Annotated in this window: 24 protein-coding genes, 1 tRNA gene, 1 pseudogene and 1 other annotated feature; of the genes and pseudogenes, 12 read left to right on the forward strand and 14 right to left on the reverse strand. The window is 53.9% G+C overall.

What is annotated here, in order from left to right:
• Positions 1-17 precede the first annotated feature (17 nt).
• Positions 18-1,501 (reverse strand): annotated as a pseudogene (gene emmdR / locus BFV65_RS13325) (multidrug efflux MATE transporter EmmdR).
• 161 nt (positions 1,502-1,662) lie between these two features.
• On the opposite strand from emmdR, the gene BFV65_RS13330 reads away from it, so the two are divergent.
• Positions 1,663-1,738, forward strand: a tRNA-Asn gene (locus tag BFV65_RS13330).
• A gap of 136 nt (positions 1,739-1,874) precedes the next feature.
• Here BFV65_RS13330 and BFV65_RS13335 read toward each other — a convergent pair.
• From BFV65_RS13335 to dacD, 4 genes are all read right to left on the reverse strand, one after another.
• Positions 1,875-2,210 (reverse strand): DUF496 family protein, encoded by a 336-nt coding sequence (locus tag BFV65_RS13335; protein ID WP_000450410.1) that lies wholly within the window; start codon positions 2,208-2,210, stop codon positions 1,875-1,877.
• Positions 2,211-2,357: 147 nt separating this feature from the next.
• Positions 2,358-3,416: an FUSC family protein gene (locus BFV65_RS13340; RefSeq protein ID WP_022648598.1), complete on the reverse strand. Its 1,059-nt coding sequence runs from the start codon at positions 3,414-3,416 to the stop codon at positions 2,358-2,360.
• 91 nt (positions 3,417-3,507) lie between these two features.
• Positions 3,508-3,981: a DNA gyrase inhibitor SbmC gene (gene sbmC / locus BFV65_RS13345; RefSeq protein ID WP_022648599.1), complete on the reverse strand. Its 474-nt coding sequence runs from the start codon at positions 3,979-3,981 to the stop codon at positions 3,508-3,510.
• A 118-nt stretch (positions 3,982-4,099) separates the two neighbouring features.
• Positions 4,100-5,272, reverse strand: a complete 1,173-nt coding sequence (dacD, locus tag BFV65_RS13350; protein ID WP_139153368.1) for a serine-type D-Ala-D-Ala carboxypeptidase DacD — start codon at positions 5,270-5,272, stop codon at positions 4,100-4,102.
• 191 nt (positions 5,273-5,463) lie between these two features.
• Between dacD and sbcB the strand changes: the two genes are divergently transcribed.
• Complete coding sequence (sbcB, locus tag BFV65_RS13355; protein ID WP_418744688.1) at positions 5,464-6,900, forward strand: exodeoxyribonuclease I; 1,437 nt, start codon at positions 5,464-5,466, stop codon at positions 6,898-6,900.
• Positions 6,901-7,022: 122 nt separating this feature from the next.
• On the opposite strand, the gene BFV65_RS13360 is transcribed toward sbcB, so the two are convergent.
• The 4 genes from BFV65_RS13360 to BFV65_RS13370 form a co-directional block, all read right to left on the reverse strand.
• A complete protein-coding gene (locus BFV65_RS13360; protein WP_022648602.1) occupies positions 7,023-8,381 on the reverse strand; it encodes an APC family permease in 1,359 nt (452 codons plus the stop codon).
• Positions 8,371-8,433: a membrane protein YoeI gene (gene yoeI / locus BFV65_RS23165; protein ID WP_099458931.1), complete on the reverse strand. Its 63-nt coding sequence runs from the start codon at positions 8,431-8,433 to the stop codon at positions 8,371-8,373. The genes BFV65_RS13360 and yoeI overlap by 11 nt, the downstream gene beginning before the upstream one ends.
• 219 nt (positions 8,434-8,652) lie before the next feature.
• A complete protein-coding gene (locus BFV65_RS13365; protein ID WP_069596745.1) occupies positions 8,653-9,582 on the reverse strand; it encodes a LysR substrate-binding domain-containing protein in 930 nt (309 codons plus the stop codon).
• 41 nt (positions 9,583-9,623) lie between these two features.
• Positions 9,624-10,448: an SDR family oxidoreductase gene (locus BFV65_RS13370; RefSeq protein WP_006811206.1), complete on the reverse strand. Its 825-nt coding sequence runs from the start codon at positions 10,446-10,448 to the stop codon at positions 9,624-9,626.
• 172 nt (positions 10,449-10,620) lie between these two features.
• Between BFV65_RS13370 and hisL the strand changes: the two genes are divergently transcribed.
• The 9 genes from hisL to hisIE all read left to right on the forward strand — a co-directional run bounded on the left by hisL (position 10,621) and on the right by hisIE (position 17,837).
• A complete protein-coding gene (gene hisL, locus BFV65_RS23170) occupies positions 10,621-10,671 on the forward strand; it encodes a his operon leader peptide (protein ID WP_099516347.1) in 51 nt (16 codons plus the stop codon).
• Positions 10,647-10,770, forward strand: a sequence feature (His leader region). Its footprint overlaps the gene before it by 25 nt.
• A 45-nt stretch (positions 10,771-10,815) precedes the next feature.
• Positions 10,816-11,715 (forward strand): ATP phosphoribosyltransferase, encoded by a 900-nt coding sequence (hisG, locus tag BFV65_RS13375; RefSeq protein ID WP_000886595.1) that lies wholly within the window; start codon positions 10,816-10,818, stop codon positions 11,713-11,715.
• Positions 11,716-11,720: 5 nt separating this feature from the next.
• The gene (hisD, locus tag BFV65_RS13380) at positions 11,721-13,025 is read left to right on the forward strand and encodes a histidinol dehydrogenase (RefSeq protein WP_023300525.1); all 1,305 of its coding nucleotides are present in this window, start codon (positions 11,721-11,723) and stop codon (positions 13,023-13,025) included.
• Positions 13,022-14,083, forward strand: a complete 1,062-nt coding sequence (hisC, locus tag BFV65_RS13385; RefSeq protein ID WP_069596746.1) for a histidinol-phosphate transaminase — start codon at positions 13,022-13,024, stop codon at positions 14,081-14,083. Before hisD ends, hisC begins: the two co-directional genes overlap by 4 nt.
• Positions 14,080-15,147, forward strand: coding sequence for a bifunctional histidinol-phosphatase/imidazoleglycerol-phosphate dehydratase HisB (gene hisB / locus BFV65_RS13390; RefSeq protein ID WP_069596747.1), 1,068 nt, complete (start codon positions 14,080-14,082; stop codon positions 15,145-15,147). Before hisC ends, hisB begins: the two co-directional genes overlap by 4 nt.
• Positions 15,147-15,737, forward strand: a complete 591-nt coding sequence (gene hisH, locus BFV65_RS13395) for an imidazole glycerol phosphate synthase subunit HisH (RefSeq protein WP_003859485.1) — start codon at positions 15,147-15,149, stop codon at positions 15,735-15,737. The genes hisB and hisH overlap by 1 nt, the downstream gene beginning before the upstream one ends.
• A complete protein-coding gene (gene hisA, locus BFV65_RS13400) occupies positions 15,737-16,474 on the forward strand; it encodes a 1-(5-phosphoribosyl)-5-[(5-phosphoribosylamino)methylideneamino]imidazole-4-carboxamide isomerase (protein ID WP_069596748.1) in 738 nt (245 codons plus the stop codon). Before hisH ends, hisA begins: the two co-directional genes overlap by 1 nt.
• Positions 16,456-17,232 (forward strand): imidazole glycerol phosphate synthase subunit HisF, encoded by a 777-nt coding sequence (hisF, locus tag BFV65_RS13405; RefSeq protein ID WP_063849677.1) that lies wholly within the window; start codon positions 16,456-16,458, stop codon positions 17,230-17,232. The genes hisA and hisF overlap by 19 nt, the downstream gene beginning before the upstream one ends.
• A complete protein-coding gene (gene hisIE / locus BFV65_RS13410) occupies positions 17,226-17,837 on the forward strand; it encodes a bifunctional phosphoribosyl-AMP cyclohydrolase/phosphoribosyl-ATP diphosphatase HisIE (protein WP_023306558.1) in 612 nt (203 codons plus the stop codon). The genes hisF and hisIE overlap by 7 nt, the downstream gene beginning before the upstream one ends.
• Positions 17,838-17,876: 39 nt before the next feature.
• Here the strand turns inward: hisIE and wzzB are convergent, their stop codons facing one another.
• Positions 17,877-18,857, reverse strand: coding sequence for an LPS O-antigen chain length determinant protein WzzB (gene wzzB / locus BFV65_RS13415; protein WP_063147739.1), 981 nt, complete (start codon positions 18,855-18,857; stop codon positions 17,877-17,879).
• Between the two features lie 192 nt (positions 18,858-19,049).
• Here wzzB and BFV65_RS13420 point away from each other — a divergent pair, with 192 nt between their 5' ends.
• The gene (locus tag BFV65_RS13420; protein ID WP_069596749.1) at positions 19,050-20,054 is read left to right on the forward strand and encodes an NAD-dependent epimerase; all 1,005 of its coding nucleotides are present in this window, start codon (positions 19,050-19,052) and stop codon (positions 20,052-20,054) included.
• A 49-nt stretch (positions 20,055-20,103) separates the two neighbouring features.
• Here BFV65_RS13420 and ugd read toward each other — a convergent pair whose 3' ends face one another.
• The 4 genes from ugd to gndA all read right to left on the reverse strand — a co-directional run bounded on the left by ugd (position 20,104) and on the right by gndA (position 24,973).
• A complete protein-coding gene (ugd, locus tag BFV65_RS13425; protein WP_069596750.1) occupies positions 20,104-21,270 on the reverse strand; it encodes a UDP-glucose 6-dehydrogenase in 1,167 nt (388 codons plus the stop codon).
• Positions 21,271-21,509: 239 nt separating this feature from the next.
• Complete coding sequence (rfbA, locus tag BFV65_RS13430; protein WP_069596751.1) at positions 21,510-22,391, reverse strand: glucose-1-phosphate thymidylyltransferase RfbA; 882 nt, start codon at positions 22,389-22,391, stop codon at positions 21,510-21,512.
• On the reverse strand, positions 22,392-23,477 hold the full coding sequence (rfbB, locus tag BFV65_RS13435; protein WP_069596752.1) for a dTDP-glucose 4,6-dehydratase: 1,086 nt from the start codon (positions 23,475-23,477) through the stop codon (positions 22,392-22,394).
• An 89-nt stretch (positions 23,478-23,566) separates the two neighbouring features.
• Positions 23,567-24,973 carry an NADP-dependent phosphogluconate dehydrogenase gene (gene gndA, locus BFV65_RS13440; protein ID WP_069596753.1) on the reverse strand — a complete coding sequence of 469 codons (1,407 nt, stop codon included), beginning with the start codon at positions 24,971-24,973 and terminating at the stop codon, positions 23,567-23,569.
• Between the last annotated feature and the right edge of the window lie 2 nt (positions 24,974-24,975).

Consider the following 24,975-nt stretch of genomic DNA (forward strand, 5'->3'; position numbering starts at 1 on the left):
TCCACTTCGCACATTTGTCAGGCACTTGCCGTTTCCGAAACCTCCTGCTCCGGTTTTTTTCGCGGATATTTCCACAGCCAGCGTCCGCTCACCATGCGCCAGTAGAACAGCACGCCGCGCACGGCCCAGTCAAGGAACATCCCCAGCCAGACGCCGACAACGCCCATACCTAACATTACCCCCAGCGTGTAGCCCGCCACGACGCGGCAGCCCCACATGCCGAGCATGGAGACCCACATCGCAAACCGGGCATCGCGCGCCCCTTTCAGCCCGGCAGGAAGTACCCAGGACGCGGCCCAAATTGGCATAAACGCCGCGTTGAGCCAAATCAGCACCTTCACGACCTCTTTCACGTCATTTTCGTGCGTATAGAACGAGGCCATCAGCCCGGCTAAAGGCGCAGTTCCCCACGCAATCGCCGTCAGTCCAATGGTTGAAAGCCAGAAGACATGCCGAAGCTGCCGTTCCGCCTGCCCTATCTGCCCCTTTCCGAGGCGTCTGCCGGTGATGATCGTCGACGCCGATCCCAGTGCGTTTCCGGGCAGGTTAATGAGCGAGGCGATGGAAAAAGCAATAAAGTTGCCGGCGATGACGTCTGTTCCCATCCCGGCAACAAACATCTGCGTCAGCAGTTTCCCACCGTTAAACAACACGGATTCGATGCTGGCCGGAATCCCGATCCCCATCACTTCCCAGATAATGGCGAAGTTAAGCGGACGGAAATAGCTTTTAAGCGTCAGGCGCAGCGATGGCGTAATTCCCGCCATCAGTACGCCGATTATCGCCGCCGCACCAATATAGCGGGAAATGGTCAGCCCTAATCCCGCGCCGACAAAGCCCAGCCCCTCCCAGGAAAAGACGCCGTAAATCAAAACGCTGCTGATAATGATGTTCAGGATGTTCATGCCGCCGTTTATTAACAGCGGAATTTTGGTATTCCCTGCGCCACGAAGCGCACCGCTACCAATCAGCGCGATGGCAGCCGCCGGATAGCTCAGCACCGTCATTTCCAGATAGGTGAGCGCCAGGTCCTTCACTTCACCTGTCGCTTCACCCGCGACGATGTCGATAATTTCTTTGCCGTAATAATGGATAACCGCCGCCAGGATGATCGAAAAGAGGGTCATGATCATCAGCGACTGTCTGGCCGCCTCCCGGGCGCGTTTTGGATCGAGTTTTCCAAGACTAAACGCCACCACTACCGTTGTACCGAGATCGATAGCGGCAAAGAAGGACATCACAACCATGTTGAAACTGTCCGCCAGCCCTACTCCGGCCATGGCTTCTTTACCGAGCCAGCTCACCAGGAAGGTGCTTAACACCCCCATCAACAGGACGCAGGTATTCTCCAGGAAAATAGGCACAGCAAGGGGGGTGATTTCACGCCAGAACAGAACTCGATAACTCTTACGTTTTGCATACCAGGGCGTGCGCATAATCGCCTGGCGCAGGGGTGCGGTGACGTTCAAAATGGGCCTTAACGAGAAAGTTGAAACTCCATTTCAAATGATGGGGCAGAAATGCGTATCCTGCAAAGTATTTTCCATAAAATTATGTTTGGATTTACAACAAAATGACGACAGAATCATCAAACAATCACTTTTGCCTGAGATCAGGTTTGACAAAAGTTTTTTCGCCGCTAAGATAAGCCTCCACAACGATTCCTCTGTAGTTCAGTCGGTAGAACGGCGGACTGTTAATCCGTATGTCACTGGTTCGAGTCCAGTCAGAGGAGCCAAATTAAAAAAGCCTGCTTTTAGAGCAGGCTTTTTGCTTTTCTGCGCCACGTAAATTGTCGGGTGGCGCTACGCTTACCCGACCTACGGTCTTGCAGGCCCGGTAAGCGCAGCGCCACCGGGCAACAGAGTGTGCGATTACTCGCCTTTAGCGTCGACGTTTTTGATTTCGCCCATCACTTTCAGCTTTTTGGAGATGTCGCGACGCTCTTTGGACAGCTCAGCGTTTTTGATGATGTAGTCATCAACGCGATCTTCATAATCGCTCTTCATGCTGGCGATGATGCCCTGAATGGCTTCAACGCTCATACCTGGCTTGATGTAGTCGCTCAGGTTGTCCAGCAGCAGGACACGTTTCTGGTTGTCACGGATCTTCTTCTCTACGTCCTGGATTTCGCGCTGTAGCTTGTTTTTGCGGCGGAACAGGCGGACGAACTCCAGAACATCCTGGAACGAAGGCTTGGTAGTTTCCATTTTTACACCCCTGATAATGTGAGATTCGGATTCGTTAAAGCAACCGTTTTAACAGACAGCGGCTGCGAATGACAATGAGTATATCGTTTAAAACCATCATAAACCTAATTGTTGCTGAATCGAAGCAGCAGGCATCACATACGCTTTTTATTTGCGCAGTGCCCGGCAAATCAGCTGCGATAACAACTCCAGCTGTCGCGCCAGCTCCATACTCAGCCAGACATAGCCGTGGATGGGCGTTTCCGACACATTGTCGCCCTGACGCTCATTCATCAGCTGTTTGAGCTCGATGACGATGTCATTCAGCCGCTCGCTGTTCGCCCGTATCGGCTGTGGGTTACCTTCGTAAAGTGCATGAGCGATGGTCAGCAGGGTCTGTTGCGTCATCTGCTGCGTCTCTTTCAGCGTATGCGCGTTGAGCATCAGAAGATGGCTGGGGCGTGAGGCCCAGTGGGCATTGATTTGCAGTTCAAGCATACAGACCAGATTACGGCTGACCGTTTGAATGGCTTCAAAAATGGCTTTCTGGATATGCGTCTCTTTGCTTGCCGGGGTAATTAACCCGCGCATTTTGACCACATCATTAAGGATTTTTTGCAGGTGCTTTTCCAGCCGCGGACGCTCAATCAGATTCGGCGAAAACCCGGCCTGGTAAACCCGGTTAAATGCCGTGACGTAGTTTGCCATCTGAATGCGCCAGTGCAGGAAGGCGCGCTGCGGCCAGATGCCGGTAAACAGCATGGCGAGCAACGAGCCGAGGATCACGTCCCCGCTTCGCCACAATGCGGTGGTCATATCGCCCGCCGGTGCGCCGACCACTACCGCGAGCGTAATGCCAATCAGCAGCGCCTGATACGGTTTCTTGCCGAGGGCCAGCCATCCGCAAAGAAACATCGCCACCGCACACCACAGCAACATGAACGGAAATGAAATTAGCTCCAGCTTCAGGGCGATAAGCCCAAGCGCCGAGCCTAAAACGGTACCGCCTATGCGTTCGAAAGCGCGAGGGACCACGTTCCCCCAGAATGAGATCGGCCCCATCACCACCACCAGCGTGATCAGCGGCCACGTTCCTTCCGGGATATCCAGCAAACGAACCAGTACGAAGGTCAGCACAAACGCCAGCGCAATGCGGCAACCGTGCACCACGCGATAATGTTTGTATAACCGAATTTCAAAAGGGGTTAATGACTTGTCGGGGCGCACACCCGTCTCCAGCTCTACGGCAAACCACAATTGTACTGTGTTTTCAGCCGGGTGGATCGCGCCCGGCTGAAAAACCCTGCGTTTCGCAGGATTATCCCACTTTGTGCTCTACCGGTACAAACATCTCAATATCCCAGTAGCCGTCAGCATTGCCATCGTTCAGATAGCGTTCGAAGCAGGGTTTTGGCGCAATCTGGAATTTGCTGTCTTCCAGCAGGGAGTTGAAGAACTGATACCATGGGGTGGCGAAATCATGATTTTCGACGCGCGCGGCGGCAATAGCATACTCTCCGGCAGCAATTTCGGTCAGCATTACCCCTTCGCTGTTATCAGGGATAGTGAAATCGTCCGCTACCGTTACGGCGGTAACGCAGCGAAGCTTTTCCGCCGGCACGTCATCCGGATTGTCATAATAAACGGCCACCCACTCCTGCGGCTGAATATGACGTCCATCTACCCACATAACCAGCTGTTCAAATCCCTGCTTGACCGTCTTTTCCCACGGCCCCACGAGATGAAAGCCAGCGATCGTACGTTTCTGTTGCTGCCTGATGCTGTAGTCCATGCTGCCTCCGTTTATTACTGTATATATATACACTATAAAGCAGAATCGAGATTATCGGCAAACCAGGAGTGTTTATTATGTGAGCAGACTCGCAACACTGCCAGTCTGCCCGAAAAGGTTAGAGTTTATGATGCAGATAATCGCCGAGGCGGGAGAAAAGGCCGCCCTTTTCAACGCGCTCCAGCGTAACCAATGGCCAGTGCGCTACCACCTTGTCACGATCGTACAGCTGGATCTCCCCTACCCGCTGATGCGCGGCGATCGGCGCTTCCAGCTCTTTTTTATCCATTACATATTTCGCCTTGATGTTCGGCACTTCTGTTTTGGGTAATGCCAGCCAGAAATCCTGATCCGTGCCCAGCGCGATCTGCTCTTTATCGCCATACCAGATGCGTTCGGTTCCCACTTTTTTGCCGTTATGCAGGATCTGCACCGTATCGAAATTTTGCTGTCCCCAGTGGAGCAGCTTGCGCGCCTGATCTTCACGTCCTTTCGGGCTGTCTGCCCCCATCACCACCGCAATCAGTCGACGCTGACCATCCACCGCGGAGGCGATCAGGTTAAAGCCCGCGCCCGAGGTGTGTCCCGTTTTCAGACCATCCACGTTCATGGTCTTATCCCACAGCAGGCCGTTGCGGTTCTGCTGAGTGATGCCGTTCCAGGTCAGACTCTTCTCGCTGTACATGTGGTAGAACTCAGGCTCGCCGTGGATGATGGCCCGGGAAAGCACGGCGAGATCGTAAGCGGAGCTGTGCTGACCCGGTGCATCCAGCCCGTGTACGGTTTCGAAGTGGGTATCGCGCAGGTTCAGCTTTTCAACGTAGTCATTCATCATCCTGACGAACTGCGGCTGACCGCCCGCCACGTGATCCGCCAGCGCCACGCAGGCGTCATTGCCGGAATCAACAATCAGGCCGCGGCTGAGATCGCGCACAGAAACCCGATCGCCCTGCTTCAGAAACATCAGAGACGAACCGTCAAAGACCGGATTGCCTTTTGCCCAGGCGTCACGTCCGACCGTCACAATGTCATCGGGGCTGATGCGGTGGCTATCAATGGCACGATCGACAACGTACCCCGTCATCAGTTTGGTCAGGCTCGCCGGATTACGCTGCTGATGTTCGTTGCCCGCCGTTAAGATTTGACCCGTGGTGTAATCCATCAATACCCAGGATCCTGCCTGGATGGCAGGCGGCTGAGGTGAAAAATCCAGCGGCTCGGCAGCCAGCGCGGATGAAATACTCGAAGCGAGTAAAGAAACAGCAATAAACAGACGGCGTTTCAACGGTATATCCTCAGGTCAGTAAAAATCGATGACCTTTTTACGGGAGTTCTGATGTCGTTACCTGCCTTAATTGCAAAAAAATGTGACAGCACGCAGATTTTTTCGGAACAAATCTCGCAAATTTCTTGCCTGAAGGTGCTTTTTATTCGGACTGCTCACCCCAATCGTTTACCATAGAGACGTCAATTTTTAACAGGATGAGATTACTGGTGTCTGACTCTGCCGCGCGCCCGACTTTTTTGTTCCACGATTACGAAACCTTTGGCACCCATCCGGCGCTGGACCGACCGGCGCAGTTTGCGGCTATCCGAACCGATGACGAATTTAACGTCATCGGCGAACCCGAGGTGTTTTACTGTAAACCCGCCGATGACTATCTGCCGCAGCCGGGCGCGGTGATGGTGACGGGCATCACCCCTCAGGAAGCGCGGGATAAAGGCGTTAGCGAAGCAGAATTTGCCTGTCGCATCCACGACCTGTTCACGGTGCCCAATACCTGCGTGGTGGGTTACAACAACATCCGTTTTGACGATGAAGTGACGCGCAATATCTTCTACCGCAACTTCTACGATCCCTATGCCTGGAGCTGGCAGAACCGCAATTCGCGCTGGGATTTGCTGGATATTATGCGCGCCTGCTATGCGCTGCGCCCGGAGGGAATTAACTGGCCGGAGAACGACGACGGCTTGCCGAGCTTCAGGCTCGAGCACCTGACGCGGGCCAACGGCATCGAGCACAGCAACGCCCACGACGCGATGGCAGACGTCTACGCGACCATCGCTATGGCGAAGCTCGTAAAAACCGCGCAGCCGCGCCTGTTTGAGTATCTGCTGAGCCATCGCAGCAAGCAAAAGCTGATGACGCTGATTGACGTGCCGCAGATGAAACCGCTGGTGCACATTTCAGGGATGTTTGGCGCGTGGCGCGGGAACACAAGCTGGGTGGCGCCGCTTGCCTGGCATCCGGACAACCGTAACGCCGTCATCATGGTGGATCTTGCCGGGGATATCTCGTCGCTGCTTGAGCTCGACAGCGACACCTTACGTGAACGGCTTTATACGCCGAAAGAGGCGCTGGGTGACCTGCCAGCCGTACCGGTAAAACTGGTGCACATCAATAAATGCCCGGTGCTTGCGCAGGCCAACACGCTGCGCCCGGAAGACGCCGACCGGCTGGGGATTAACCGTCAGCACTGCCTCGATAACCTGAAAGTGCTGCGCGACAACCCGCAGGTGCGCGAGAAAGTCGTCGCCATTTTTGCCGAAGCAGAGCCGTTCATGCCGTCTGAGAATGTGGATGCGCAGCTTTATAACGGCTTCTTCAGCGATGCCGATCGCGCGGCGATGAACATCGTGCTGCAAACCGACCCGCGTAACCTGCCCGCGCTGGATATCACCTTCGCAGATAAGCGCATTGAGAAGCTGATGTTTAACTACCGTGCGCGCAACTATCCAGGCTCGCTGGATGAAGCAGAGCAGGAGCGCTGGTTACAGCATCGGCGCAACGTGTTTACACCGGAGTTTCTTAATAGCTATGCCCAGGAGCTGGAGATGCTTTACGGCCAGTATGAAGGGGATGCTGAGAAACAGGCGCTGCTGAAAGCGCTGTTCCAATACGCGCAAGAAATTGTCTGAGTAGCGGGTACAAAAAAGCCGGAGGCGATGTCTCCGGCTTTTTTTTTGCCGGGTGGCGCTAACGCTTACCCGGCCTACAAAACTGTAGGTCGGGTTGAGCATAGCCGCCACCCGACACAGTCTTACGCGACGTCTTCGTACTGAGGAACCGGGTTGCGGAAGCTCTTCGTTACGCAAGCCAGGTAAATCAGACCGATTGCACCCCAGATCAGACCCAGAACCATTGAGCTCTCTTCCAGGTTGATCCACAGGGCGCCCACCGTCAGGGCACCACACACTGGCAGCACCAGATAGTTGATGTGGTCCTTCAGCGTCTTGTTGCGCTTCTCACGGATCCAGAACTGCGAAATCACGGAGAGGTTAACGAAGGTGAACGCCACCAGCGCACCAAAGTTAATCAGCGCAGTGGCCGTTACCAGGTCGAACTTGATTGCCAGCAGGGCAATTGCGCCCACCAGCAGCACGTTCCACGCCGGGGTACGCCATTTCGGATGCACGTAACCAAAGAAGCGAGTTGGGAACACACCGTCACGGCCCATCACGTACATCAGACGAGAAACGCCCGCGTGCGCTGCCATACCGGATGCCAGTACGGTGACGCTGGAGAAGATCAGCACGCCCCACTGGAAGGTTTTACCCGCCACGTACAGCATGATTTCAGGCTGCGATGCATCCGGATCTTTAAAGCGAGAGATATCCGGGAAGTACAGCTGTAAGAAATAAGACGCACCGATGAAGATCAGGCCGCCAATCAGCGCGGTCAGGAAAATCGCTTTCGGGATCACGCGCTCGGCATCTTTGGTCTCTTCAGACAGAGAAGAGATACCGTCGAAGCCCAGGAACGAGAAGCACAGGATAGTCGCCCCGGTGATCATCGGCACAACGTGCGCACCTTCAGACCAGAACGGACGGGTGCTGGTCAGCGTACCTGCGCCTTCACCGTGGGAAACGCCGTAGATGATCAGCCCAACGATAACCGCAACAATCCCCATCTGAAGGATCACGATCAGGGTGTTGAAGTTAGCCACGGTCTTGATGCTGCGCAGGTTAGAGATGGTCATAAAGGCCACCAGCGCCACAACGAAGATCCACGACGGTACGGAAGGTACCAGCGCTTCGAAGTAAATTTTTGCCAGCAGAATGTTGATCATCGGCATGAACAGGTAGTCCAGCAGTGATGACCAGCCCACCATAAAGCCAACAGCCGGGCTAATGGATTTCTGAGCATAGGTGTACGCAGAGCCTGCGGACGGGAAACGGCGAACCAGTTTACCGTAGCTCAACGCTGTAAAGAGAATGGCGACCAGTGCAAAGGCGTACGCCGTTGCAACGTGACCGTCAGTAAGGCCTGATACGATACCGAATGTATCGAACAGCGTCATCGGTTGCATATAGGCAAGGCCCATCATAACAACCGGAATCAACGTAAGCGTTTTACGTAATTCCACGCGAGAGGTGTTTGGAGTTGCGTTATGCGACATAGTTATTCTCCTTTACGGTGATAACCGCCACGTAAGCGAAAAATTGCCCCATTTCTTTCTTCCTCAGCGACAACAACTGTCGGATTTTAGTAAATATCTATCCGGTACGAAGCCCGGCCTCTTGGTTTTTAGTTTCGTTTCGTACATGCAAAAAAAAATAACCGACGCCTTTTATATCGTCGATTATTCATTTGTTTGCAGCGGCGGCATTTTGCCCTATTCCAGATACAAAAGGCAATACATTGAGAAACCTGCCCATAAATTAATTTTACTAACTGCTTGATTTCCCATCATCTGCCTGAGTGTAAACTGTGGCGATAGCACTATTTGCTAAAATTTCGTCTCGCCACCAGGCGCTGGCAAGCCCGGCGGTCTGTTCATTCCAGCCCACCCATACCGATTCGTTACTGCTCTGCGCTAAAACCTGTTTTTCCACCAGCGCGCCGCTTTCAATAAAGCGCTGTGCTAAATAACGGGGAAGGTAGCCGCACCCCAGGCCGCTTATTTGCAGTTCCAGCTTGGTTTTAAAATCAAAAACGGTGATGGCCTCCTGCTCATCCAGAAGCTGCGATGAAATGCCGCACTCGGGGCGGGAGCTGTCTCCCACCACAATGGCGCGATGGTTTTTAATAACGCGTCTTGAAACAGGCTCCGGTTCATTCGCCAGCGGGTGGTGAGGCGCAACGGCAAAGATCTGCTCCAGAACGCCCAGCCGGGCGAAACCAAATTCACTCAGTTGAGGAGGCTCATGCAGCGCTCCAACGATGATATCCGCCCTGCCCTGCGTTAAGGCGTCCCACGAGCCGCCCAGCACGCCGTTGATAAAAACCAGCCGCGTGACGCTATGGCGCTGATAGAACGCCTCAATAAGCGGGGTAAGCAGCGAAAAAGGGAAAGTATCATCAACCCCAATCACCAGCTCATTTTCCCAGCCCTGATGAAGTTTGACGGCCTGTTTTTCCAGCTCGCGAACCGTATGCAGCACGTCACGCCCTTTTTCCAGCAGCATCTGCCCAGTACGGGTGAAACGCGCGCGATGGCCAGTGCGGTCAAGGATTTGAATATTAAGATCGCTCTCGAGCTTTTGCACGGTGTAGCTCAGAGCCGAAGGGGTTTTATAGAGCTTCGCCGAGGCGGCGGCAAAGCTCCCCTCTTTTTCCAGCGCATCCAGAATAACAAGAACATCCAGCAGCGGTTTCATCTTCGCCCCCTTGCGGTGTGCGATGGCCTCCGCCGGCGCAATTATTCCATGGGCATAACCAGCGGATCGGGATACTGATATTCAAATCCCAGTTCATGGCAAATACGATTGCCATCAATAATTTTGCCTTTGCGCTCCCCCTGCGCCTCACTGAACACCGGCGGCGCCAGACCCAGCTGGCGCGCCATCAGCGGATAAAAGGTGCTGCGTGGCGGATGCGAAGGCGCACATATATTATAGATGTGCCCCCCTTTCGGAGCCTGTAAAAGCAGCTCTATTGCACCGATAACATCTTCAAGGTGTACAAGGTTAACGCCGTGCTGACCATCCGGCGCGGATTTACCGGCAAAGAAGCGTCCCGGATGACGCCCCGGCCCCACCAGCCCGGCGAGGCGTAAAATATCCACCTGCGTGCCAGGCAGATTGTGCAGCCAGTCTTCCAGCTCTTTCAGTACCCGTCCGCTGGCGGTTACGGGACGGCGCTCGGTGTTTTCTTTCGCCGTACCGTCGATATCGCCATAGACGGAGGTCGAGCTGGTGAAAATGATACGCGGAATATGGTGCGCCAGGGCGCTGTCGACAATCTCCTGCACCGCCTGCAGGTAAAACGTCTCGCCCGGCCCGCTGCGCCGCGCTGGTAAGGTAATGACCAGCGCGTCCACATTCATCAGTTCATCCAGCTCGTCGGTATCGCAGATAAGCTCGGGTTCGAGACGCAACTCGACACCATCAATGCCGCACATGCGCGCCGCCTCAACCCCGTCCCGCGTGGTCTTACTCCCTGTCACCTGCCAGCCTTTCGCGGCTAATGACATCGCCAGTGGCATTCCTAACCACCCTAATCCGACAATCGCGACCTTTTTCATGACATTCTCCGCTTAACGACGCCTGTTATAAGGCTACGCCAGCCTTATGGAACGCACAATTCATACCATCAATATGAAATGAATTAATGATCAAAAAAAGCCCTTGCTTTATGGCGTACAACTGGTTTAGGTTAAAAGACATCAAATGCATAAGCATTCAACGAGAATTTATATGACACGCGTTCCTTTTAAAAACCACCATCATCACCATCATCCTGACTAGTCTTTCAGGCGATGTGTGCTGGAAGACGTTTGGATCTTCCAGTGGTGCATGAACGCATGAAAAAGCCCCCGGAAGATCTTCTTCCGGGGGCTTTTTTTTGGACCGCATTCAGACAGGTTAAAACAGGTTAACGAGGAACACAGAATGTTAGATAACTCACGTTTACGCATAGCTATTCAAAAATCAGGCCGTTTAAGCGATGATTCACGCGAACTGCTGGCCCGCTGCGGGATTAAAATCAACCTGCACACCCAGCGCCTGATCGCCCTGGCTGAAAATATGCCGATCGACATTCTGCGCGTACGTGATGACGATATTCCGGGCCTGGTGATGGATGGCGTCGTTGACCTCGGCATCATCGGCGAAAACGTACTGGAAGAAGAGTTATTAACCCGCCGCGCGCAGGGCGAAGATCCGCGCTACTTTACCCTGCGTCGTCTGGACTTCGGCGGCTGCCGCCTGTCGCTGGCCACGCCGGTTGATGAAGCCTGGGATGGCCCGGCCGCGCTGAACGGCAAACGTATCGCCACCTCTTACCCTCACCTGCTGAAGCGTTACCTCGATCAAAAAGGCGTGCAGTTTAAATCTTGTCTGCTGAATGGCTCTGTTGAAGTGGCGCCACGCGCGGGCCTGGCCGATGCCATCTGTGACCTCGTCTCCACCGGCGCCACGCTGGAAGCCAACGGCCTGCGCGAAGTGGAGGTGATCTACCGCTCCAAAGCGTGCCTTATCCAGCGCGACGGCGAGATGGCCGATGCCAAACAGCAGCTCATCGACAAGCTGCTGACCCGTATTCAGGGCGTGATTCAGGCGCGTGAATCCAAATACATCATGATGCACGCGCCTACCGAGCGCCTGGACGAAGTGATTGCCCTGCTGCCAGGTGCTGAGCGCCCAACCATTCTGCCGCTGGCGGGCGACCAGCAGCGCGTGGCGATGCACATGGTCAGCAGCGAAACCCTGTTCTGGGAAACGATGGAAAAACTGAAGGCGCTGGGCGCGAGTTCTATTCTGGTGCTGCCAATTGAGAAGATGATGGAGTAACGACCATGAGCTTTAACACAATCATCGACTGGAATACCTGTAGCGACGCGCAACAGCGTGAGCTGCTGATGCGCCCGGCAATTTCCGCCTCGGAGAGCATCACCCGCACCGTGGCGGAGATCCTCGATAACGTCAAAGCCCGCGGAGACGACGCGCTGCGTGAGTACAGCGCGAAGTTTGATAAAACTGAGGTCGACGCGTTACAGGTCACCGCACAGGAGATCGCCGGGGCGGAAAGCCGCCTTGGGGATGAGATCAAACAGGCGATGGCCGTCGCGGTGAAAAATATTGATACCTTCCACACCGCGCAGAAATTGCAGGCGGTGGATGTGGAAACCCTGCCCGGCGTGCGCTGCCAGCAGGTGACGCGCCCGGTGGCGTCCGTTGGCCTCTATATTCCTGGCGGCTCTGCCCCGCTGTTTTCGACCGTCCTGATGCTGGCCACTCCGGCACGTATTGCCGGTTGTCAGAAGGTGGTGCTCTGCTCTCCGCCACCGATCGCCGATGAGATCCTGTATGCGGCGAAGCTGTGCGGCGTGCAGGCGATCTATAAAGTGGGCGGCGCGCAGGCGATTTCCGCCCTGGCGTTCGGGACGGAGTCTGTTCCCAAAGTCGACAAAATCTTTGGCCCGGGTAACGCATACGTTACTGAAGCGAAGCGCCAGGTCAGTCAGCGTCTGGACGGCGCGGCGATTGATATGCCTGCCGGTCCGTCTGAAGTGCTGGTGATTGCCGACAGCGGCGCTACACCTGATTTCGTGGCCTCTGACCTGCTCTCGCAGGCCGAGCACGGCCCTGACTCGCAGGTGATTTTACTGACGCCAGATGCCGATATGGCAAAACGCGTGGGCGAGGCCGTTGAGCGTCAGCTGGCCGACCTGCCGCGTGCGGAAACGGCGCGTCAGGCGCTATCGGCCAGCCGACTGATTGTGGCTCGCGATATCGACCAGTGCATCGCCATCTCCAACCAGTACGGTCCTGAGCACCTGATTATTCAGACCCGTAACGCGCGCGATCTGGTCGACAGCATAACCAGCGCAGGCTCGGTGTTCCTCGGGGACTGGTCACCGGAATCCGCCGGGGATTACGCCTCCGGCACCAACCACGTGCTGCCCACGTATGGCTATACCTCAACCTGCTCCAGCCTGGGGCTGGCGGATTTCCAGAAGCGCATGACCGTGCAGGAACTCTCCCGCGAGGGATTTGCCTCGCTGGCGTCGACCATCGAAACCCTGGCCGCCGCCGAGCGCCTGACTGCCCACAAAAATGCCGTGACGCTGCGCGTTGCCGCCCTGAAGGAGCAAGCATGAACATCGAAGAATTAGCCCGCGAAAATGTCCGTCGCCTGACGCCCTATCAGTCTGCGCGTCGTCTCGGCGGGAACGGCGACGTCTGGCTGAATGCCAACGAATACCCCACGGCGGTGGCCTTTGAGCTCTCGCAGCAGACGCTGAACCGCTACCCGGAGTGTCAGCCGAAAGCGGTGATCGAGAACTATGCGCAGTATGCAGGCGTGAAGCCTGAGCAGGTGCTGGTCAGCCGCGGGGCGGATGAAGGGATTGAGCTGCTGATCCGCGCCTTCTGCGAGCCGGGCAAAGACGCGGTGATGTACTGCCAGCCCACCTACGGGATGTACAGCGTCAGCGCCGAAACCTTTGGCGTGGCCTGCCGCAACGTGCAGGCGCTCGACAACTGGCAACTGGATTTGCAGGGCATCGCCGATAACCTCGACGGCGTGAAGGTGGTGTTTGTCTGTAGCCCGAACAACCCGACCGGGCAGATTATCAATCCGCAGGATATCCGTTCCCTGCTGGAAATGACGCGCGGCAAAGCGCTGGTTGTGGCCGACGAAGCCTACATTGAGTTCTGCCCGCAGGCGACGCTGGCAGGCTGGATTGAAGAGTATCCGCATCTCGTCGTGCTGCGTACCCTGTCGAAAGCCTTCGCTCTCGCCGGTCTTCGCTGCGGTTTTACGCTGGCAAATAAAGCGGTTATCGACCTGCTGCTAAAAGTGATCGCCCCGTATCCGCTCTCAACGCCGGTTGCCGATATTGCGGCACAGGCACTGGCCCCGCAGGGCATCAGCGCGATGCGCGAGCGTGTGGCGCAGATCCTGGAGGAGCGTCAGTATCTAGTCGATGCCCTGAAAACGATTCCGTGCGTGGAGCAGGTGTTCGACTCGGAGACCAACTACATCCTGGTGCGCTTCACCGCCTCAAGCGCGATATTTAAATCGTTGTGGGATCAGGGCATTATCTTACGAGACCAGAATAAACAACCTACCCTGAGCGGCTGCCTGCGTATTACCGTCGGCAGCCGCGCTGAGAGCCAGCGCGTGATTGACGCCCTGAAAGCGGAGAAAGTATGAGTCAGAAGTATCTCTTTATCGATCGTGACGGCACCATCATCTCGGAGCCACCCAGCGATTTTCAGGTCGATCGTTTCGACAAGCTGGCCTTTGAACCCGACGTGATCCCGGTGCTGCTGAAGCTTCAGAAAGCAGGCTATAAGCTGGTGATGATCACCAACCAGGACGGTCTGGGCACAGACAGCTTCCCGCAGGCGGACTTTGACGGCCCGCACAACCTGATGATGCAGGTGCTGACCTCGCAGGGCATCGCCTTCGACGAGGTGCTGATCTGCCCGCACATGCCTGCCGACGAGTGCGACTGCCGCAAGCCAAAAGTGAAGCTTGTTGAGCGTTATCTGGCGGAAGAGGCGCTGGATAAAGCGAACAGCTATGTGATTGGCGATCGCGTCACGGACATCACGCTGGCCGAAAATATGGGCATTGCAGGCCTGCGCTATAACCGCGACACGCTAAACTGGGCGATGATTAGCGAGCAGCTCACCAGACGCGACCGCTATTCTCACGTTGAACGCAACACCAAAGAGACGCAGATCGACGTGAAGGTCTGGCTCGATCGTGAAGGCGGCAGCAAGATCCACACCGGCGTCGGTTTCTTCGACCACATGCTGGATCAAATCGCCACTCACGGCGGCTTCCGCATGGAGATCACGGTTAAGGGCGACCTGTATATCGACGATCACCACACCGTGGAAGATACCGGCCTGGCGCTGGGCGAAGCCCTGAAGCTGGCGCTCGGCGACAAACGCGGCATCAACCGCTTCGGCTTTGTTCTGCCGATGGACGAGTGCCTGGCGCGCTGCGCGATGGATATCTCCGGACGTCCGCACCTGGAATATAAAGCCGACTTTACTTACCAGCGCGTGGGCGATCTCAGCACCGAGATGGTGGAGCACTTCTTCCGCTCGCTTTCTTACACTATGGGCCTGACGCTGCATCTGAAAACCAAAGGCAAAAACGATCACCACCGCGTCGAGAGCCTGTTCAAAGCCTTTGGCCGTACCCTGCGCCAGGCGATCCGCGTGGAAGGTGACGCCCTTCCCTCGTCGAAAGGAGTGCTGTAATGAACGTGGTGATTCTGGACACCGGATGCGCCAACCTGAACTCCGTACAGTCGGCGATTATGCGCCACGGCTACGAGCCGGTGGTGAGCCGCGATCCGGACGTGGTGCTGCGCGCGGATAAACTCTTTCTGCCGGGCGTAGGCACCGCCCAGGCGGCGATGGATCAGATCCACGAGCGCGAGCTGGTGGATCTCATCAAAGCCTGTACTCAACCGGTGCTGGGCATTTGCCTCGGCATGCAGCTGCTTGGCCGCCGCAGCGAAGAGAGCAACGGCGTCGATCTGCTGGGCATTATAGAAGAAGACGTGCCGAAAATGACCGACCACGGCCTGCCGCTGCCGCACATGGGCTGGAACCGCGTTTATCCGAAGGCGGGCAACAGGCTGTTCCAGGGAATCGAAGACGGCGCGTACTTCTACTTCGTCCACAGCTACGCCATGCCCGTGAATACCTACACCATCGCCCAGTGCAATTACGGCGAGGCGTTCACCGCCGCCGTGCAGAAAGATAACTTTTATGGCGTGCAGTTTCACCCGGAACGCTCCGGCGCCGCCGGCGCGCAGCTGCTGAAAAATTTCCTGGAGATGTGATGATAATTCCCGCTTTAGATTTAATTGACGGCACGGTTGTTCGTCTCCACCAGGGCGATTACGGACAGCAGCGCGACTACGGCAACGACCCGCTGCCGCGGTTACAAGCTTACGCCGCGGAGGGCGCTGAGGTGTTGCACCTGGTCGATCTGACCGGCGCGAAAGATCCGGCCAAACGCCAGATCCCACTGCTTAAAACACTGGTGGCTGGCGTGGACGTCCCGGTGCAGGTGGGCGGCGGCGTGCGTACGGAAGCCGATGTTGCCGCCTTACTGGACGCGGGCGTGGCGCGCGTGGTAGTCGGTTCGACCGCTGTGAAAGATCCTGAGACGGTCAAGGGCTGGTTCCGCCGCTTCGGCGCGGATGCGCTGGTGCTGGCGCTGGATGTGCGCATTGACGAACAGGGTAACAAGCAGGTCGCGGTCAGCGGCTGGCAGGAAAACTCCGGCGTGACGCTGGAAGAGCTGGTTGAGATGTATCTCCCCGTAGGGCTAAAGCATGTGCTGTGCACGGATATTTCACGCGATGGTACGCTCGCAGGCTCTAACGTCTCGCTGTATGAAGAGGTTTGCGCGCCTTATCCGCAGGTGGCGTTCCAGTCCTCTGGCGGTATCGGCGACCTGGCGGATATCGCCGCTCTGCGCGGAACCGGTGTACGCGGCGTGATCGTGGGTCGCGCGCTGCTGGAAGGCAAATTTACGGTGAAGGAGGCGATTCAATGCTGGCAAAACGGATAATTCCCTGCCTGGACGTGCGTGATGGTCAGGTTGTAAAAGGCGTGCAGTTCCGCAACCACGAGATCATTGGCGACATCGTTCCGCTGGCAAAACGCTATGCCGAAGAAGGCGCAGACGAACTGGTATTTTACGATATCACCGCCTCCAGCGATGGCCGTGTGGTGGACAAAAGCTGGGTGGCGCGCGTGGCAGAGGTGATTGATATACCCTTCTGCGTGGCGGGCGGGATTAAATCTGCTGACGATGCGGCGAAAATTCTCTCTTTCGGAGCGGATAAAATTTCGATTAACTCCCCTGCCCTGGCCGACCCGGAGCTGATTACGCGTCTGGCGGATCGCTTTGGCGTGCAGTGCATTGTCGTGGGGATCGACACCTGGTTTGATGCCGCAACGGGAAAATATCACGTCAACCAGTACACCGGAGATGAAAGCCGCACGCGCGTCACCCAATGGGAGACGCTGGACTGGGTGCGGGAAGTGCAAAAACGCGGTGCGGGTGAAATCGTTCTGAACATGATGAACCAGGACGGCGTTCGTAACGGTTACGACCTGGAGCAGCTGAAAAAAGTGCGCGCGGTCTGCCAGGTTCCGCTGATTGCCTCCGGCGGCGCGGGAACCATGGAACACTTCCTTGAAGCCTTCCGCGATGCGAACGTGGACGGCGCGCTGGCCGCTTCCGTGTTCCACAAACAGATTATCAATATTGGTGAGTTAAAAACGTACCTGGCCGACCAGGGCGTGGAGATCAGGGTATGTTAACAGAGCAACAACAGGCGCAGCTGGACTGGGAAAAAACTGACGGATTACTGCCGGTGGTTGTACAGCATGCCGTTTCAGGCGAAGTGCTGATGCTGGGATACATGAACCAGGAGGCACTGGCAAAAACGCTCGACAGCGGCAAGGTGACGTTTTTCTCGCGCACCAAACAGCGCCTGTGGACGAAAGGGGAAACCTCGGGTCACTTCCTGAACGTGGTCAGCATTACGCCAGACTGCGACAACGACACCCTGCTGGTGCTGGTCAACCCGATTGGGCCGACCTGCCACAAAGGCACCAGCAGCTGCTTCGGCGAGGCGAGCCATCAGTGGCTGTTCCTCTATCAGCTGGAACAGCTGCTGGCAGAGCGTAAATCAGCGGATCCCGAGAGCTCATACACGGCGAAGCTGTACGCCAGCGGCACCAAACGGATTGCGCAGAAAGTGGGTGAAGAAGGCGTTGAAACGGCGCTGGCGGCCACCGTGCATGATCGGGAGGAGCTGACGAACGAAGCGTCGGATTTGATGTATCACCTGCTGGTGCTGCTTCAGGATCAGGAGCTGGATTTAACGACGGTGATTGAGAATTTGCGAAAACGACATAAATAAAAAAAGACCGGGGAAACCCGGTCTTTTTTTGTGTGTAAATCAGGCTCGTGGCTTGTAGTTTCTTAGCGCGTTACGGCCAAGGACGACAGCAGAACCGATGATCCCGCCGAGGAGAACGGCAAGGATGAGGGTAATGGCCTTTTTAGGGCTGTCACGACGGATAGGCAGATTAGGTTTCATGACGTAACGATAGACGTGAATAGTGTCTGGGTTAACGTTGAGGTTCTGAATATCCAGTAAGTTTTGTTTGGTCTGGTAGTAAGCGCCTGAAAAGACCAGCGGACGTGACGCTTCGTTATCAATCATTGACTTGAGCGCTACGGTACCCAGCAGGAACATGGTTTCCTGAGTGACATCCTGCGTTTGCTGGAGCTGTGGAGTACTAATCTTAGCTGCTTCCGCATTCTTGTAAGCTTCAGAGATCTGTTTGATACGCAGATCTTTCTGCTCCTGTGCTACTTTCTCCTGGTTCTGAAGGGAGTCGTTCAGGGTTGTGATCTGCTGCTTGAGGTTATCTCTGAGGTCAAGCGTCAGTTCTTTAGCCGTCTGCTCATCAACCTGCTGAATATACTGAGCTAATTGCTTTTGAGCTGCATCAGCGGATTCGCCCTGATAGCTTACGGTTAAAGGTAAACTTTGCCCTTTTACGGTAGGCTCAATAGTCAGTTTTTCCGGATCTTCCTGATTCTCCAGCGCCTGTGCTAATGCCGAGAAAGAGGAATTAAAACGACCAATAGCACGATTCTGAATATCCAGCATGGAAGGCGCTGCGCCACCATAGAGGATATTCAACGCATTGGAATAGGTGGCGATTTGTGCCGCATCAGGCTGGGCTATGATGGCAGAGGATGTCCATTTTTCTTTAGCTACAGTGATGTAAACAACGGCGAGAACAATGAAAGCAGCAACGAATGCCCCAATCACCCACTTTCCACGCCACAGCTGTAGCACTAAATCCAGTAAATCAATTTGCTCCGGGTCATTGTTGCGTGTGACCAGGTTGTTGTTGTTTTGCGTCATACTATCCCTAACAGATGAAAAAGGGCAAAAATAATCTTGTTTCCTTAGTGTATCTGTTGCTGGCGATTTTTCTATAAGAATCCGATGAGTTATATCGGAAAGATGGGTTATGTAAGTGAAGTGCGACGCGCTATCATAGACGGATTCTGATGTCCTGGGACATCAACAAGAACACTGTGAATGAGGGAAGCTATGAAATTTCTGGTTACGGGCGCGGCGGGCTTTATCGGTTCTCATGTCAGCAAGCGCCTGCTTGATGCAGGGCATGAAGTTGTTGGGATTGATAATCTGAATGATTACTATGACCCAAACCTCAAGCTCGCTCGCCTCGATCTGCTCAAATCCGAGAGTTTCACCTTCCACAAGCTGGACTTAGCGGACCGTGAGGGCATGGCCGCGCTCTTCGCTGAGGAGAAATTTGACCGCGTGATCCATCTTGCCGCCCAGGCGGGTGTGCGTTACTCTCTGGAAAACCCGCATGCCTATGCAGATGCGAACCTGGTAGGTCACCTGAACGTGCTGGAAGGCTGTCGCCACAACAAGGTTCAGCATCTTCTGTATGCATCATCCAGCTCTGTTTACGGCCTCAACCGTAAGATGCCGTTTTCTACTGACGACTCCGTAGACCATCCGGTATCCCTGTATGCCGCAACCAAAAAAGCCAATGAGCTGATGTCGCATACCTATTCGCATCTGTATAACCTGCCGACCACTGGCCTGCGCTTCTTTACCGTCTATGGCCCGTGGGGACGCCCGGACATGGCGCTGTTCAAATTCACCAAAGCCATGATTGACGGCAACAGCATCGACGTATACAACTACGGCAAGATGAAGCGCGACTTCACCTATATCGATGATATTGCGGAGGCGATTATTCGCCTACAGGACGTCATTCCTCAGGCCGATGCCGACTGGACGGTCGAAACCGGTTCGCCAGCAACCAGCTCTGCCCCGTATCGCGTGTATAACATCGGTAACAGTTCACCTGTCGAACTGATGGATTACATCACTGCGCTTGAAGAGGCGCTGGGCAAAGAAGCGGTGAAAAATATGATGCCGATCCAGCCGGGGGACGTGCTGGAGACCAGTGCGGACACCAAAGCGCTGTATGACGTTATTGGGTTTAAACCACAAACCTCAGTCAAAGAAGGCGTGAAAAACTTCGTCGACTGGTACCGCAACTTCTATAACGTTTAAAAACAAAAAACCCGGCACAGTGCCGGGTTTTTTTATATCACGATTTTGATCAGTCGCTGCCGAACAAATCGCGGGTATAGACTTTATCTTTCACGTCCGCCAGCTCTTCCGCCATACGGTTGGAGATAATCACGTCCGCTTCTTTCTTAAACGCATCCAGATCGCGGATCACACGCGAATGGAAGAACTCGTCTTCTTGCATGGCCGGTTCATAAATAATGACCTGTACGCCCTTCGCCTTAATACGCTTCATGATCCCCTGAATGGAAGAAGCGCGGAAGTTATCGGAACCACTCTTCATGATCAGGCGATACACGCCCACCACTTTCGGCTGACGCGCGAGAATAGAATCTGAGATGAAGTCTTTACGCGTGCGGTTGGCATCCACAATGGCGGAAATCAGGTTGTTCGGCACCGCCTGATAGTTAGCCAGCAGTTGCTTGGTGTCTTTTGGCAGACAGTAGCCGCCGTAGCCAAATGACGGGTTGTTGTAGTGGTTACCGATACGTGGGTCGAGACACACGCCTTCGATGATCTGACGGGTGTTCAGACCTAAGCTCTCGGCATAGCTGTCAAGTTCGTTGAAGTAAGCCACACGCATCGCCAGATAGGTATTGGCGAAGAGCTTAATGGCCTCTGCCTCGGTTGAATCGGTGAACAGGACCGGAATATCTTTTTTGATCGCGCCTTCCTGAAGCAACGCAGCAAAACGTTCTGCACGCTCGGAACGCTCGCCAATCACGATACGGGATGGGTGCAGGTTATCGTATAACGCCCTGCCCTCGCGGAGAAATTCCGGCGAGAAGAAGACATTATCAATACCCAACTCTTCTTTAATCGATTTGGTGAAACCCACTGGAATTGTCGACTTGATGATCATCACTGCGTTCGGGTTGATTGCCGTAACATCTTTAATCACCGCTTCAACGGTAGAGGTATTGAAGTAGTTGGTTTTAGGATCGTAGTCGGTTGGCGTGGCGATGATGACGAAATCCGCATCGCGGTAAGCATCTTCTTTGTCCGTGGTAGCGCGGAAGTTCAGCGGTTTGGTCGCGAGGTATTCTTCAATTTCTTTATCGACGATCGGGGACTTCTTCTGGTTAAGCATGTCCACTTTTGCCTGCATGATATCCAGCGCAACCACTTCATGGTTTTGTGCAATCAGAATACCGTTTGAGAGACCAACATAGCCTGTTCCGGAGATGGTTATTTTCATTTGTTTGACTTCTACACGTTTGAGTTTTTGATGACCATAACACAGTCACCACAATGATTAACTAAGCGTTTTTTATCGCTAACCTTCATTCGCTGTCAAGGTTTCAGGTTTTTTGAAAAATGTTTTTGCTCAACAAAAAGTCCTGTCGTAACACTAAGCAAAGTACCTGTTTTACAGCGACAATAAGACGTTGAAGGGCAGTCGAGAGCAAGCAGAGGAAAACTGCTTACTTCGTCAAATCAGACTAATCCCTTGATCAGATTCAGCAGATACTGACCATACCCTGTCTTTTTCAATGGTTCAGCGAGTACCCGAAGTTGTTCGGCATCAATAAAACCTCGTCGGAACGCAATCTCTTCAGGACATGAAACTTTTAGCCCCTGTCGCTCTTCAATTGTGGCGATAAAATTGCTTGCCTCGATCATACTCTGATGCGTTCCGGTATCCAGCCAGGCGTAACCGCGCCTCATCATCGCGACAGACAATCGTCCCTGCTGCATATAGATGCGGTTGATGTCGGTAATTTCGAGTTCACCTCGCTCGGACGGCGTTAAACTTTTGGCCATCTCAACCACATCGTTGTCGTAAAAATAAAGACCGGTTATTGCGTAATTACTCTTGGGTTGCTGAGGCTTCTCCTCAAGACCAATTGCAGCACCGTCTTTATCAAACTCAACGACGCCATAGCGTTCCGGGTCGCTGACATGATAGGCGAATACGGTCGCACCCTCTTGCTGGCTTGCTGCGCCTTCAAGCAGTCTGGGGAGATCGTGTCCGTAAAAAATATTATCGCCTAATACCAGCGCACAATTATCCTCACCGATAAACTCTTCACCCAGAATAAAAGCTTGTGCCAGTCCATCAGGACTTGGTTGCACTTTATACTGGATATGCAATCCCCACTGACTACCGTTTCCGAGCAGTTGTTCAAAACGCGGAGTGTCCTGAGGCGTGCTGATAATCAGAATATCCCGTATACCTGCCAGCATAAGCGTAGAGAGCGGATAATAGATCATTGGCTTATCGTAAATTGGCAACAATTGCTTACTTACGGCCATTGTCACGGGATAAAGACGTGTACCCGATCCGCCAGCTAATATAATCCCTTTACGTTTCGTCATTTACTTACGCTCCCCATAATTCTGCTCAATCCAGCTCTTATAGGCGCCACTTTTCACATTCAATACCCACTCCTGGTTATTTAAATACCATTCAACCGTTTTACGGATGCCGCTTTCAAAGGTTTCCACAGGAGTCCATCCGAGCTCGTCGCTAATTTTATGAGCATCAATTGCATAACGTTTGTCGTGTCCAGGACGATCCGCTACATAAGTAATTTGTGCGCGATAGGATGTTTCTTTCGGTACCATGTCATCGAGCAGATCACAAATGGTCTGAACGACTTCAATATTTTTCTTCTCGTTATGGCCGCCAATATTATAGGTTTCGCCCGGCTTACCCGTGGTCAGAACCGTATACAGTGCACGAGCATGATCTTCAACGTATAACCAGTCACGGATTTGATCGCCCTTACCGTAAATCGGCAATGGTTTATTATCCAGCGCATTAAGGATAACAAGAGGGATCAGCTTTTCAGGAAAGTGGTATGGGCCATAATTATTCGAACAATTTGTCACAATCCCAGGTAAACCATAGGTGCGTATCCAGGCTCGAACTAAATGGTCGCTGGACGCTTTTGACGCTGAGTAAGGGCTGCTTGGCTGGTACGCTGTGTTCTCGGTAAACAGCGGTAACGGGGTGGAATCAGAATGTTCATCGGGATGAGGCAGATCGCCGTAAACCTCATCAGTTGAAATGTGATGGAAACGGAAAGTAGATTTTGCTGTCTCATCCAGTGAAGACCAGTAAGCACGGCTCGTTTCTAACAGGTTATACGTGCCAACAATATTGGTTTCAATAAACGCAGCGGGACCGGTAATAGAACGGTCGACATGGCTCTCGGCAGCCAGGTGCATTACCGCATCAGGCTGATGGGTAGCAAAAATACGCGCCATTGCCTCTTTATCACATATATCGGCATGCTCAAAAACATAGCGCTCGCTATCGCTTACTTCACGCAAGGATTCCAGATTACCGGCATAGGTCAATTTATCAACGTTAACAACGCTATCCCGAGTATTGCTAATAATATGTCGGATAACCGCGGAACCGATAAAACCGGCACCGCCAGTAACTAGAATTTTCACGCAATCTATTCCATTAAACAGTAGGTGGATCGGGTAAGATAAAAAAGCCCGGTATCGCTACCGGGCTTGATGGCATGGCTAACCGTATATTAATCCAGCCATTCGGTGTGGAACACACCTTCTTTATCCGTACGCTTATAAGTATGCGCACCGAAGTAGTCACGCTGTGCCTGAATCAGGTTCGCTGGCAGAACGGCAGCACGATAGCTGTCGTAGTACGCCACCGCAGCGGAGAAGGTTGGAACCGGGATACCATTCTGCACCGCGTACGCAACAACATCACGCAGCGCCTGCTGATATTCGTCTGCAATCTGCTTGAAGTAAGGCGCCAGCAGAAGGTTGGCGATACCCGCATTTTCAGCATAGGCATCGGTGATTTTTTGCAGGAACTGGGCGCGAATGATACAGCCGGCACGGAAGATCTTCGCAATCTCACCGTAGTTCTGATCCCAGTTGTTCTCGTCTGAAGCTGCACGCAGCTGAGAGAAGCCCTGCGCGTAAGAGACGATTTTACCCAGGTACAGTGCACGACGGACTTTTTCAACGAATTCAGCTTTGTCACCAGCTGGTTTAGCCTGCGGGCCGGACAACACTTTGGATGCCGCAACGCGCTGCTCTTTCAGAGAAGAGATATAACGTGCAAATACGGATTCGGTGATCAGAGATAATGGCTCACCCAGATCCAGAGAGCTCTGGCTGGTCCATTTACCGGTACCTTTGTTCGCCGCTTCATCCAGAATCACATCAACCAGGTATTTACCCTCTTCATCTTTCTTGGTGAAGATATCTTTGGTGATGTCGATCAGGTAGCTGTTCAGCTCGCCTTTGTTCCACTCGGTGAAGGTCTTTGCGAGCTCCTCGTTGGAGAGATTCAGACCGCCCTTCAGCAGAGAGTAGGCTTCAGCAATCAGCTGCATATCGCCGTATTCAATGCCGTTGTGAACCATTTTCACGTAATGACCAGCGCCATCAGGACCGATATAGGTCACGCACGGCTCGCCGTCTTCAGCTACGGCTGCGATTTTAGTCAGGATTGGCGCAACCAATTCGTACGCTTCTTTCTGACCGCCAGGCATGATTGATGGACCTTTCAGAGCGCCCTCTTCACCACCGGATACGCCGGTACCAATGAAGTTGAAACCTTCAGCAGACAGTTCACGGTTACGACGAATGGTGTCCTGGAAGAAGGTGTTGCCACCATCAATAATGATGTCGCCTTTATCCAGATACGGTTTCAGTGAATCGATAGCTGCATCGGTACCTGCGCCCGCTTTCACCATTAACAGGATACGACGAGGTGTTTCGAGAGACTCAACGAACTCTTTAACCGTATAGAAAGGAACCAGTTTCTTGCCTGGATTCTCAGCGATGACTTCTTCGGTCTTATCACGAGAGCGGTTGAAAATGGAGACGGTATAACCACGACTTTCGATGTTAAGCGCTAGATTGCGCCCCATCACCGCCATACCGATAACGCCGATCTGTTGTTTGGACATTT

This window comes from Enterobacter hormaechei subsp. hoffmannii, assembly GCF_001729745.1.
GTDB lineage: Bacteria > Pseudomonadota > Gammaproteobacteria > Enterobacterales > Enterobacteriaceae > Enterobacter > Enterobacter intestinihominis.

What these genes read in the sequence shown, in the direction of transcription:
- sbcB (WP_418744688.1), top strand. Translation starts at nt 5,464, where the DNA reads ATGAGATTACTGGTGTCTGACTCTGCCGCGCGCCCGACTTTTTTGTTC.
- hisA (WP_069596748.1), top strand. Translation starts at nt 15,737, where the DNA reads ATGATAATTCCCGCTTTAGATTTAATTGACGGCACGGTTGTTCGTCTC.
- rfbA (WP_069596751.1), bottom strand. Translation starts at nt 22,391, where the DNA reads ATGACGAAACGTAAAGGGATTATATTAGCTGGCGGATCGGGTACACGT.
- gndA (WP_069596753.1), bottom strand. Translation starts at nt 24,973, where the DNA reads ATGTCCAAACAACAGATCGGCGTTATCGGTATGGCGGTGATGGGGCGC.
- hisG (WP_000886595.1), top strand. Translation starts at nt 10,816, where the DNA reads ATGTTAGATAACTCACGTTTACGCATAGCTATTCAAAAATCAGGCCGT.
- hisF (WP_063849677.1), top strand. Translation starts at nt 16,456, where the DNA reads ATGCTGGCAAAACGGATAATTCCCTGCCTGGACGTGCGTGATGGTCAG.
- BFV65_RS13420 (WP_069596749.1), top strand. Translation starts at nt 19,050, where the DNA reads ATGAAATTTCTGGTTACGGGCGCGGCGGGCTTTATCGGTTCTCATGTC.
- sbmC (WP_022648599.1), bottom strand. Translation starts at nt 3,981, where the DNA reads ATGGACTACAGCATCAGGCAGCAACAGAAACGTACGATCGCTGGCTTT.
- hisIE (WP_023306558.1), top strand. Translation starts at nt 17,226, where the DNA reads ATGTTAACAGAGCAACAACAGGCGCAGCTGGACTGGGAAAAAACTGAC.
- BFV65_RS13365 (WP_069596745.1), bottom strand. Translation starts at nt 9,582, where the DNA reads ATGAAACCGCTGCTGGATGTTCTTGTTATTCTGGATGCGCTGGAAAAA.
- wzzB (WP_063147739.1), bottom strand. Translation starts at nt 18,857, where the DNA reads ATGACGCAAAACAACAACAACCTGGTCACACGCAACAATGACCCGGAG.
- BFV65_RS13370 (WP_006811206.1), bottom strand. Translation starts at nt 10,448, where the DNA reads ATGAAAAAGGTCGCGATTGTCGGATTAGGGTGGTTAGGAATGCCACTG.
- hisB (WP_069596747.1), top strand. Translation starts at nt 14,080, where the DNA reads ATGAGTCAGAAGTATCTCTTTATCGATCGTGACGGCACCATCATCTCG.
- hisH (WP_003859485.1), top strand. Translation starts at nt 15,147, where the DNA reads ATGAACGTGGTGATTCTGGACACCGGATGCGCCAACCTGAACTCCGTA.
- BFV65_RS13335 (WP_000450410.1), bottom strand. Translation starts at nt 2,210, where the DNA reads ATGGAAACTACCAAGCCTTCGTTCCAGGATGTTCTGGAGTTCGTCCGC.
- hisD (WP_023300525.1), top strand. Translation starts at nt 11,721, where the DNA reads ATGAGCTTTAACACAATCATCGACTGGAATACCTGTAGCGACGCGCAA.
- ugd (WP_069596750.1), bottom strand. Translation starts at nt 21,270, where the DNA reads ATGAAAATAACCATCTCCGGAACAGGCTATGTTGGTCTCTCAAACGGT.
- BFV65_RS13360 (WP_022648602.1), bottom strand. Translation starts at nt 8,381, where the DNA reads ATGTCGCATAACGCAACTCCAAACACCTCTCGCGTGGAATTACGTAAA.
- hisC (WP_069596746.1), top strand. Translation starts at nt 13,022, where the DNA reads ATGAACATCGAAGAATTAGCCCGCGAAAATGTCCGTCGCCTGACGCCC.